This window comes from Vibrio sp. Vb1574, assembly GCF_033338675.1.
The window spans coordinates 1-1,190 of the sequence record NZ_JAWOTC010000323.1 but is presented as its reverse complement, the minus strand read 5'-3'; the positions used below and the strand labels follow the sequence as shown (position 1 = coordinate 1,190).

The 1,190-nt window shown below is 44.0% G+C and carries 1 protein-coding gene; it reads right to left on the bottom strand.

Features of this window, described 5'->3' with window-relative positions; translation table 11 throughout:
• Positions 1-145 precede the first annotated feature (145 nt).
• Complete coding sequence (gene nadK, locus R7O12_RS25890; protein WP_318126919.1) at positions 146-1,030, bottom strand: NAD(+) kinase; 885 nt, start codon at positions 1,028-1,030, stop codon at positions 146-148.
• Positions 1,031-1,190: the final 160 nt, after the last annotated feature.

Here is a 1,190-nt window from a genome sequence, read left to right as displayed (position 1 = left end):
TTTGCACACAGGATCAAAGTTTATAAATTTCGTTTTAACGGCAGGATATATCGCGTCGCCTTATTAGTAAGTCTTTACGTGTTATCCCAAAAAAGAAAAAAGCCAGCAGCAATCAGCAACTGGCTTAAATTCGTGTTCATGAAAGCTAGAATAACTTACTAGACCAACCGAGTTTGTTCCTTAATACGTGATAGTAGCTGTAGTCTTTCGGATGGATGAGTTTGAGTACATTTGGGCTTTGATAAATGTGGATCTCATCGCCGGGAGAAACTGGCAGCGACACTTGTCCATCACAACTTACTTCTTGTGTACCGCGATTTTCTGGTGACACAATCAGTTTGATTCTACGTTTGCCATCAACCACCAACGGTCGGCTAGATAAGGTATGAGGGAACATAGGCACCAGTGAAATGGCATTCAGGCTTGGTGACAGAATAGGGCCACCACCAGAAAGTGAGTATGCTGTCGAGCCTGTTGGTGTGGAGACAATCAACCCATCGGCGCGTAAAGAGAAGGCAAAGCTTTCATCAATGTACACCTCAAACTCAATCATATGTGCGATTTGCCCAGGATGGAGCACGGCTTCGTTTAAAGCGGCGTTATGACTTTTTATTTGACCATGACGATGCACTTCTGCCTCAAGTAAGAAACGCTCTTCTTCAATGTACTCTCCCGCAAGTACGGCTTTGAGTGCCGCTTGGAAATCGTCTGGGTTTAAATCAGTTAAAAAGCCTAGATTGCCACGGTTTACGCCAATCACAGGCACGTCAAAACGCGATAAAATTCTCGCTGCGCCCAGCATGTTGCCATCACCACCGACAACTATCGCAAGATCTGCGTTTTTGCCCAACTCAACTAAGCTGGCGAAGTGGTTTTGCGGGATCTCGTCCAAAATCGCTGCAAGGCGATCGTCAATAAACACTTTGTAACCTTCTGAGGTCAGCCATTCGTAAAGCTCTTTATGAGTCTGAATCGCTTGTTGATCTCTCGGTTTTCCGATGATGGCGATCACGTCAAACGGGTTTTTCATAAGTTTTCCAACCGAATTAGGCTTGAATCAGAATTCTTCATCCCCATAATAAAGGCAAGTTACGCTTTTATGCGAATTTTTGTGTCAGGAAACTAAGAGATTTCAACTCCTAAGCACATTAAGTGTCGAGAGTTTTGGAGATATCATGAGCAACGAAGAA